This window comes from Deltaproteobacteria bacterium GWA2_45_12, from assembly GCA_001797365.1.
Lineage (GTDB): Bacteria > UBA10199 > UBA10199 > UBA10199 > UBA10199 > UBA10199.
The window spans coordinates 1-10,084 of record MGPH01000001.1 but is presented as its reverse complement, the minus strand read 5'-3'; the positions used below and the strand labels follow the sequence as shown (position 1 = coordinate 10,084).

The following is a 10,084-nucleotide window of genomic DNA, read 5'->3' as shown; positions in this document are numbered from 1 at the left end:
GTGGGGCCCCACTAAAAAAATCGCATATCAGGGTAAACAGAGATTTGGTAAAGCATCAACACTTAGTGCTTTTAATGTGCAAAACTCATTGACAATTTCTGGATCTGATAAAGGCCGGTTGTGAACTTGGGCCTCATCAATATTGCCCGAAAACCCACCCTCATACACAACATTTTTTCTGATACCGATAAGAAATTTGTTGAGTGGATTTCCGTGAAAAGCGGAGTTAAACCACCAATTATCATTGGGAGTTCCGCAACCAGGAGGATCACAGTAATTGAGATCCACCAGATTACCATCCACATAAACTCTTTGTTCCCCATTGGCTCCTGTTGATTGGGTATAGGTGATAAAATGCCATTCTCCATCATTTAAATTCAAGCCTTGGGTGACACCAATGACACGGGACGGTGGCGGTGCAGACGGGTTATAGTTGTATATCCCCACATTGTTTGCCTGATCTCTTAAGAATAAAATATTCCAATCGGGAGGATTGCCGCCGGCTTCATCTATGTAAAAGCCACCCATAATATAATAGCCGGTACCAAGAGGATCTTCTGCATTGGTTTTGATCCATGCACTCATTGTACCCTCGTTATCTGTCAGGAAATCAGGCGAATCGATGAACGCGTAATCGTCAACTCCATCAAGAATAAAAGACCGGTCATTGGGGTTGGAAGATACTCCTTGTGAGCAATTAGGGGGGCAATTAGCTCCTCCATTAATAGTGGCGTTATTAGCGTTTCGGCTAGAGTCTGCTAAGAGATTACCGTTGTTCATATCATTCATTTTCCACCATCCTCCTGTTGAATCATCGGTGAGCACTTCGCGGATGCTGGAGTTTTTTATTCCGATGATATCCGCATGATCATCGTGGGCAATAATCTGAATTTCATATCTTAAATAAGCGCCGGTATCAGGATTATCGGGGTTGTTTAAGAGTGGATCAAGTTCAAGAACGGTATAATAATATTTTCGTCCGTTTTGAAGGAAACAGGGGAAGCCGGGATTATCCCCATTTTGCTGACAGTCAGCCGATGGAATCGGTGAAATAATTTGCCAGTCGGCAGGAAGTCCTTGCTCGGCTGGTACAAGCTGGCGAGTAGGGTCAATGCAATTGGTGTGTCCATTGATGTTAACCAAATCATTGGCTTTGTTTGCAGGGGTGAGGACATCTCCATTTTCGTTTGTTTTGTAAACATTGTAGCAAATGGCGTAAGCCCCAATGCCATTGCGGTCTAGGGCAATTCCCATATCAGCATCTAGGTTGTTTTCAGCTGCCTGCCACGAAACAAACAAGCGGGTAGGGGCATAGGTTTCTCCTTCAATGGGTTTGACGACTACGGGAGTCACAGAGGGAATATCGTTGATCTGAATATCAAGTGTTAAGGGATCTGAATTTCCTCCAGGGCCTGTGGCGATAAGCTGGAAACGAAGGCTCTGGGGCCCATTAACCCTGATGCGCAATGATCCCATGGGGATTTGGGCATTATAAGGGAAGTTCTGCGGCACACCTCCCGCGTTAAACCACTGTGCTTGTCCTGCTTGTAGGGTGATATTGACTGATGTGGCATCCGCTGTTGCCCAATGAATCATGTTTTGTTCGTAGTTTTGGGGAATAAGAGGGTTATCAGAGGTGAAAACGACCGCTGGAATTCCCGGGCAACCATCATCGGGGAGACCATTGCAATCCTCATCTAGTCCATTATTACAAACTTCTTGGACAGGCATGCCAGGCTGGACATTGCATGCAAGTTGTTGATTGGCCACATTGCAGACATTTCTTCCGTTTCGTTGACAGAGTCCGGTTTCCACGGTGCAAACTTCGTTAAGTCCGGTTACGTTGTCGGTAGCCCCATCACAATCATCATCAATGCCGTTGCAGCTTTCAATTTGGGGTTCGCCAGGTTGAGCATCACATTCTACCTGACCGCTTTCATAATTGCAGGCGAAATGGCCGGCGGCCATGCAGACTCCAAGTTCTAAACTACACTCCAAGCCTATTTCAGGAAAATCATCACTGTTACCATCACAATCATCATCAAGATGATTACAGGTTTCATTACGTGATTCTACGTTGTTTCTCAAATCAGGTTGCATCCGCCCATTGAGGCAAATTTGGTTATTACCTGAACAGATTCCAGGAAGGTTCATTGATTCAGGGGCGATATTTTCATCAACACTCCCATCGCAATTATTGTCGGCTCCATCGCATACTTCTTCACGAGGATCATAATATCCTTCTGCTTCTTCGAGGTTTCCATTGGAGCAAACCCTACGGTTATTTTGGCAAAGGCCATTTTGGTTTTCATCCAAGACGGGGGCAATATCTTCATCTGTACGGCCATTGCAATTATTGTCCTGCCCATCACATACTTCAGGTGAGGGGTTTCCCGCTTCAACCGGGCAAGTGACGTGACCTTGGGCATCGCAAACCTGCATGCCTTCATGGCGGCAGTCGCCCACACCGGCAAAACAGGGTTGGGGCACGAAATCGGCAGGATTGCATTCTACGGGGTCACAAACATCCCCTCGACCATCAATATCGGTATCGCGTTGGTCATCGTTTGGATTATCAATACAATTGTCACAAGCATCACCACGAATATCCCCGTCCACATTGAACTGACCGTTATTGGCAGCGTTGGGGCAGTTGTCGCAGGCATTGCCGAAATCATCCCCATCGTCATTGGCTTGATCCGCGTTTCCGACCCGGGCACAGTTATCGGTCAGGTCGGTGATGCCATCATTGTCGGTATCCACGCAGGCTTGGGGATTCTGATCAGGATTTGAGATCAAAATACAATTGTCGCAGGTATCTCCATCGCCGTCCCCATCGGTATCTAGTTGGGCTTCGTTTGAAATATCCGGGCAATTATCATCATTATTGGCAACGCCGTCCCCATCTCTATCGGCATCGCAGGTTCCTGGAGCCGCTACAATGGGGCATAGATCGCTCTCATCGAGGATGCCATCCCCATCATCATCGTTGTCACAGGCATCGCCCTGTCCGTCAATATCATGAGCAGCCTGATCAGCATTGCTGATATCGGGGCAATTATCTAAAAGGTCGGTTATTCCATCGCCATCGCGATCACTTCCTTCGCAGATATCTCCAATACCATTCCTATTGGCATCTGCCTGATCTTGGTTGGGGACCATGGGGCAGTTGTCAGTCGTATCCGGAATGCCATCCCCATCAGCATCTAAAGGCATACAGTTGCCAAGAATATCTTCATCTACAGATCCATCGCAATCGTTATCGATGTCGTCACACATTTCTGGAGTAGCAGGAAGGGGGGTACATTCATGATGAATTATTCTACCCTCTTCACAGCTGGTCATGGCCGTTGTGGCACAAGCCCCAACACCGCAATTGCCGTCTGCCTCGGGGGTATAGGTGTTTTCATCACATTGGGGAACTTTGGTGAAGTAAAGGGAAGAAATATCGCCCAAATCAGGGGCCGGTGTTCCTGCAAAAAGAGTGGCAAAAGTATCGTGGCGGTTTACCGAACCCAAAAAGGAGGGAATGCTCAATCCCGCATTCAGCCCAGGGGTATTAAAAAACGAGTTCAAATCATAAGGGTCTGAAATATCATTTTCAAAGGATGTTTCTCTATTGCCATTTGAGTTTCTTACATAGACAAAATTCTGCCCGGAACGATGGGTTTCTCCATCTTTATAATTAAAGCTGACAGCTATTTTGGTTGCGCGGCCATTCGGAGAAACGGCCCTGGTTTGGAGGGCTAGCTTGGGCTCATATCCTTCTTCCACATTTTCGACCAAAATATTTTCAGGGTTTTCTTCCTGGCGAATCAAGGCTGTTTGGGCATCAAGTAGATGCAAATAACTTCCATCCAAGTCATCAAAAACAAGGGCAATGAGGTTTTGGGAATTATCAAAGGCCACATCCAATTGCGAATGGTTCCCTTCAATGCTGACAAGGCCATCGAAATCATCCCTATTTTCTATAACGCCCATTAGAACATCGCTGGGAATATCTGTGACCAAGGTGGAATGTGTGGGGTCCATGCGATGGGGGCCGTCGGCAAAGCGATTGCCGTTGTTGTCAAACAGGCGGCTTAAGGTCATGTCACGCATGTGAACCGCCGAGCCGCTGATTTTCTGGTTGGCTCCAATGTCGCTGGTTTCAAGATGGGTCAGGCTGGTTTCTTCAAGAACATAGAACACGCGAAATTCATCATGAGCTACGGCCACCGAAACGGGATTATAGGCATTTTTAAGAGGTGCGCGTGCTTCATCTTCTCCAACGACTTGATGGCCTGCGGCATAAAGATCATTACACGCAAGTTCCGTATCAACCCCGCCCGCATCGACCTGGTCATCCACCAGGATTTCATCGCGGAAAATGGTTTTTGCCGTATCACTGATTTTATTTCCAAAAATGGTCTGCCCCTCAACAGTTGAAACAGTTTCAAACCGGTCAAACTCCCAATGCCCCATGTTTCTTTCGTTAAATTCACCCTGAAAACAGGTGCGTCCTTTTACGTTGGACTGATAGGTAAGTAGGATCTTCCCTTGAGGGTCTATGGCCAGATGGGGATTCCAGTTTGAATTCCAGCGGTAAATGGTAAAGGGGTTAATAACTTGTTCATCTGTTGGTAGATAACTTGGATAAATACGTCCCACCAGACGATGTCCTTTAAGAATTTCATCTTCGGCCCACGGTTTTAGATTATCGGCGCGTACGCGGATACTTTGCACAACAGTAAAATTGAATTCTTCATCGCGAATATTTCTTTGGTTTAACCGGCAATTTTCATAGTTGGCATCACATCCGTTAAAAAGCTGATCAAAGGTGAATGTATAGCTTCGCTCATTCCATATCCCCATGTTGTTGGTGGGGCGGTAAACGGTTGTGGTACATTTGGCCGTCCAGGCAATGACATAAGTATTGTTGGTGGAATCAAAAACGGTGGTGGGGTCTTCAAAGTCATGGCATTGAGGAAGCTCATCTACGGGAGAATTAAAAAACAATTCCTGAAGACCTTGGCGGTCTGCATCCATGGCCCCCGGTTGGCTTAAGATGGTTTCGGTGACCACTTCTCCTTCTGCATTGTAAAGTTTTCCCAAAATTTGCTTATTGCCTTCCGATTCTGGATTTTCTGTTTCAATGGCTGAAAAAATCTGATGACGCCCTGTATTTGTGGCCGTGGCAAAACGGGGCATGGGGCCGTTTGGAATGCTTCGAAAATACAGGATGCGCGGATCCGGGGTGGGAATGGGCTGCCTATTGCAATCGCCAAAAAGGTTGAACTCTTCACATGTAGGGAAATGGGGGATGTAACTACCATCACTGACATCGGACTCGGGTGGTGTTAAGGGAATTGAAATTTGGGGGATAAAGGGTTTTAAGCCAAAATCAAAAACAGGATCTTCCCACCATTTCTTTTTTGAAAGATCGATGAGGCGTTGAATAAGGGAAGCACGTGATGCTGTATTTTCTTGAGATTGTTTTGTTGCTTTAGGTTTTTCTTGTTTCTGAATGGATGGCCCCTGGGAAGAAGGGCGGATAGTTGTGTTTTGTGTTTGAAAGCCGGATTTTTTCGGGGCCGTTGTCTGGGCATGAAGGTTTCCCGAGGCACAAATAAGGAAGATAAAAGTGAGTGTTTTGCTAAGCATTTTGTAGTTTTGTGTTGGTTTCATTTTTTGTTACTCCGGTAGATCGCCATCATCCCCACTGGCATTACCCCGTGTTCCGCCATCTTGTTGCTCGTGGGGTTTGGGTTTTTCTCCCGGTTTGGGGGCAGCAGGAATATTTCCACCCGAACCATGCACACCCGCTGCAGGCCTGATTACTTTAGGTTTTGGCACCAATGCAGCCCCAACATTAAATCCAGCATAGGTACAGGTGCCAACACCTAAAATGCCTTGCACATGTTTGTTGTCGACTAGAAGCTCGGTGATCAAAACGCCGGCTAATCCTATACCCGCCGAAATTCCTTCGACAAGCCCTGGCTTGAGGTCATCATTTCTGGCCCAAAGAGCCCGGGCCCCCAGGCTTAAACCTGCGGCGCCCGTGCAGCTTAAGGCCAAGATTTTTTCGCCACTTATAGAATCTTCGCGAGGCCCCTGTAAGAGAGTCCAAGAATCTACAAACGCTGTATTCCCTTCAGCAGCTTCAACGGTGGGATGGGAAGTAAGAGTCATGGGGGAAAGCTCTGTATCCGCTACTTGTGTAAAGTCGATTTTCTCCAAATAGGTCCCATGCAAATTACCTTTTTCATCAACCAAAGTAGCCAAAACCTGTTTCTTTTTTTCTTCATAATCTTTTAAGAACAATACTTGTTGTAAAGGAGTGTCCTTGAAAAATTCACGGATATTGTGCGCCGTAGCCAAAATAACAAAGGTGAGTGCGTCAACGACCAAATTGGTTTCTTCAGGATGGGAAGAATCAATCAAAGCGGCTAGTTTAGTTTTAATGTCGTTGACTGTTTTCAAGTGATAGTCCTGAGTAAAGCTTTGCATTTCATTTCTTTTGTTTTCGAAAGCGGCCTTAATAATATTGTCTCTTTGAACATCCACATCAAAAAGTTCGGGATGGGGGACATTGATTCCTTGAATGTCTCGAAGAGTTACTTGCCGGGCTTCGATGGTTTTTTCCAATTTTGCAAGCTTATCATTTAAACTTTTATTTTTGTGTGGTTCTTTTTCTTGAGCCCATTGTTTGGCCAAAATGGCCAGTTCCGCCTGTTGTTTTTTAAGACTGCTTAAAAGGGTGAGGTTTTCAATGCGGGTTTTAATTCCACTCGATTCTTTTTCCTGAAGACCTTTGTGGGATGTAACGGAGTTTACCCATTCGTCTACCGTCCAATTGTTCGTTGCCTTATCGTCAATCACTGTAGCTAGATCGGGTATATTTTTAAGAGCGGACCGGGCGATTTCCCTCATTTTTTGTTCATGTTGTTTTATTTTTTGTTTGTTTTCTTTAGGATCGAGTTCATTGATGGCAGATAATTCATCCGCTAGTTGGTCATTTGCGGCAGAAAGGGCCGCGAGTATTTTTTGTGTTTCATTCAGCTTGGTCTGTTGTGTTTTGATTTGTTTTTCTATTTCTGACGTGTCTTTTAATTCAAGGGCTTTGGTAATGGTTTCTTCAACATCCTTCATGCGTTCGCCAAGACGGGAAGGACGTTCTTGTTCAAAGGTGGTTAATTTGGTTTGTAAGCTTGGATCGAGTTCCAGTAATTTTTTTAGTTTTTCATCTTCAAAACCTTGAAACCGTGCGGCAGTATCCAAGGCTAGGGCAAAGACATCATCTCTGGCTACCGCAAGCTGTAACCATTGACTGGCTCCAATGCCGTCCTCATCTTTTTCAAATGTGATATTTCCCTTGTCATCATTAAGGCGCGTTCCTGTTGAGACATAAGTATGGACAAATCTTTTAAATTGATTTTGGGCTTGGATGAAAGGGTCAATGGAGAGGGAAACTTTTCCTTTAGCATCTGTTTTAGGGGCAGGGGATGGGAGCGCATATCGGACCAATTTTTCCCAAGGATTGTTTTGTGGTTTATTCAGAGGCACGAAATTACTGGGATGATCAGTAAAACGTCGGAATGAAACCGAGACATGCCCCGTTTTTTTTGCAGGGGCCGTGCAAACCATGTAGGCGTCTCCATTTGAAGAGCGGGTAATAGAGGGAGAACCTTCGCATTCTTTATTCTGCTCTTTGAGTTTGGGGGTTAGTTCAAATCGTTTGGTTTGGGCCGGTTTATCTTTTAAAGCGGGGATACGAAGCTCTAAGTCGCCATCGGGATGAAGCCTAGCCATCGTCGCTTGGTCAAGCCAAGTTTCATCAATACCTAATGTTTTAAGGGAATCTTTCTGCTCCCCTGTGGGGACTTCCCATGCACTCCAAGCTTGTTCATCCTGGGTTAAGTGATGGGTGTCTGCTGTAGGTAAAGTAATGCTAAATTGTTCAACGCCATTGGCCATAATTTTGTTTTCCACCCATACTTGCTTAGTATTATCGTCAACGAATGGATCGAAGTTGCTACCTTTTTACTCGAAAGGTGCATCTTAACTGGCTGATATCATTTTTTATTTTAATTTAAGTGCTTGATACTGAAAGTTTAAACGTTTTTAACGTGTTTTGCTGTAGGGCGTCAAAGGGATTTGTGGGGGATTTGTGACATTTGTGTAAGTTTAGATTGATTTGGATGAGTAGCTTAGCTAATATCGAACTAACTTAAAATTGAAGGAGCTAAAAGTTTTATGATTAGTGTAAACACCCATGAAGCCAAAACCCGGCTTTCAGAATTGTTGGCCAAGGTGGAAAAAGGGAAAAATCGTGTCCAGATTTGTCGGCATGGGGTCCCTGTGGCCGAGCTGGTGCCAATTCGTGCTGCTGTTGATCCTTTACAGCAACATTTCGAACTTCAAAAAGGGGCGCAGATTTTGGGGGATCCTCTTCAGCCTGTTTCGGAAGAAAATTGGCCTGAAGAATTTCGGTAAGACATGCTTCTTTTAGACACATGCACATTATTATGGCTGGTTCTTGATCAGGATAAACTTTCTGCCAGGGCCAAAGAAGCCATTCAAAAAAACAGGGCATCCCTTTTTGTGTCGGGGATATCCGGGTTTGAAGTGGCTCTGTTGGTTAAAAAAGGCCAGCTTCAATTACCCATTTCTCCCAATTTGTGGATGCAAAACTGTTTGCGGCTGCATGGTTTGGGAGAAATTCCAATTTCTATTGAAGTGGCCAGCCAATCCGTTTTTTTGAAAGAAATTCACAAAGACCCCGCCGACAGGTTCATTATAGCCACAGCTATTGCAAACAAACTTTCCATCCTCACTCCTGATAAAAAAATTGCCGAATATTCCCATGTGAAGGTTATTTGGTAATTTGGGTCAATTTAATCAGGTCGTAACCGGTCACTGGTTACATCAGGTCAATTTAATCAGTTGAATTGGCCGGGCGTTGTTGTTACAAATTTACAAATCATTTATTTAAGAAAATGGGAGTAACATGCTTTCAGCTATTCGGGGATTTCCCAAACAATTTGAAGCCAGTCTCAAAATTTTGGAAGGCACTGATTTGTCCAAGCTGGGCCTTCAAAAACCACGGTATGTTTTTTTTGCGGGAATGGGGGGGTCATCACTCCCTGCAGACATGGTCAATGATTATTTAAACCACGAAAATCCCCTTCGTATCGTTCGTGATTATCAGTTGCCTGATTATGTGAATAGTCGGGATTGGGTCATTTGTTCTTCTTATTCAGGGAATACCGAGGAAACCATTGAAGCGTTTCATGATGCGATAGCTCATCATGCCAATCTTATTGTGATGGCTTATGGTGGAAAATTAAAATCTTTGGCTCAAGAAAAAGAAGTTCCTTTTGTTCAAATTCCAGAATGTATTCAGCCAAGATGTGCCGTTGGCAATTTTTTTACGAGCACACTTGACATTCTTCACGCCTTGGGCCTCATCAAAAGTGAAAAAGATAATTTGTTAAGCTTGGCTCGCACTCTCAAAAAAGATCAAAAACAATATGAAGAAGAGGGTAAAAAAATTGCGGTATTTCTCAAAGGCAGGGTTCCCATTATTTATGGACCAAGCCTCATTGCTTCCATGTGTCGCATCTGGAAAATAAAAATAAATGAAAATGCGAAAGTACAAAGTTTCTGGAATGTATATCCTGAGCTTAATCACAACGAAATGGTGGGGTATACAAAATTACTGATGCAACCAGCCATTGTCCACTTAAGAACCGGGCTTGCTCACTCAAGAAATCTCAAACGCATGGATATTGTAGAAGAGCTGCTTGGCGAAGAAATTCCTTTTTTGAATTTGGAGTTAAAAGGTCAAAGTATTTTGGAGGTTTTATTTGAAGCCAATGCCTTGGGCGATTATGCCTCGTATTATCTTGCTTTAGAATATGGTGTTGATCCTGCACCGGTTGAAATGGTGGAGAGTTTTAAAAAGAAATTGGAGCGTTGAATAACTTCCCCCAGTCCCCTCTTATTTTTGGGTAAAAAGTCACTAGTGTCCGGTTAACTTAAACCGGATTCGTTTAAAGGTTTATTTTTAATAGCAAATTCCTACTTTTTTAAAAAAACGATT

General features: G+C 44.4%; 5 protein-coding genes. 3 read left to right on the top strand and 2 right to left on the bottom strand.

What is annotated here, in order from left to right:
* Positions 1-27: 27 nt before the first annotated feature.
* Entirely contained in the window at positions 28-5,667 is a 5,640-nt protein-coding gene (locus tag A2048_10735; protein OGP11180.1) for a hypothetical protein, read from the bottom strand.
* Between the two features lie 6 nt (positions 5,668-5,673).
* Positions 5,674-7,971: a hypothetical protein gene (locus A2048_10730; GenBank protein ID OGP11179.1), complete on the bottom strand. Its 2,298-nt coding sequence runs from the start codon at positions 7,969-7,971 to the stop codon at positions 5,674-5,676.
* Between the two features lie 264 nt (positions 7,972-8,235).
* Here A2048_10730 and A2048_10725 point away from each other — a divergent pair, with 264 nt between their 5' ends.
* The 3 genes from A2048_10725 (at position 8,236) to A2048_10715 (ending at position 9,961) form a co-directional block, all read left to right on the top strand.
* Positions 8,236-8,475 (top strand): hypothetical protein, encoded by a 240-nt coding sequence (locus A2048_10725; GenBank protein OGP11178.1) that lies wholly within the window; start codon positions 8,236-8,238, stop codon positions 8,473-8,475.
* A 3-nt stretch (positions 8,476-8,478) separates the two neighbouring features.
* Positions 8,479-8,865 carry a hypothetical protein gene (locus tag A2048_10720; protein ID OGP11177.1) on the top strand — a complete coding sequence of 129 codons (387 nt, stop codon included), beginning with the start codon at positions 8,479-8,481 and terminating at the stop codon, positions 8,863-8,865.
* A gap of 124 nt (positions 8,866-8,989) precedes the next feature.
* On the top strand, positions 8,990-9,961 hold the full coding sequence (locus A2048_10715) for a bifunctional phosphoglucose/phosphomannose isomerase (GenBank protein OGP11176.1): 972 nt from the start codon (positions 8,990-8,992) through the stop codon (positions 9,959-9,961).
* Positions 9,962-10,084 lie beyond the last annotated feature (123 nt).

What these genes read in the sequence shown, in the direction of transcription:
- A2048_10735 (OGP11180.1), bottom strand. Translation starts at nt 5,667, where the DNA reads ATGAAACCAACACAAAACTACAAAATGCTTAGCAAAACACTCACTTTT.
- A2048_10725 (OGP11178.1), top strand. Translation starts at nt 8,236, where the DNA reads ATGATTAGTGTAAACACCCATGAAGCCAAAACCCGGCTTTCAGAATTG.
- A2048_10720 (OGP11177.1), top strand. Translation starts at nt 8,479, where the DNA reads ATGCTTCTTTTAGACACATGCACATTATTATGGCTGGTTCTTGATCAG.
- A2048_10715 (OGP11176.1), top strand. Translation starts at nt 8,990, where the DNA reads ATGCTTTCAGCTATTCGGGGATTTCCCAAACAATTTGAAGCCAGTCTC.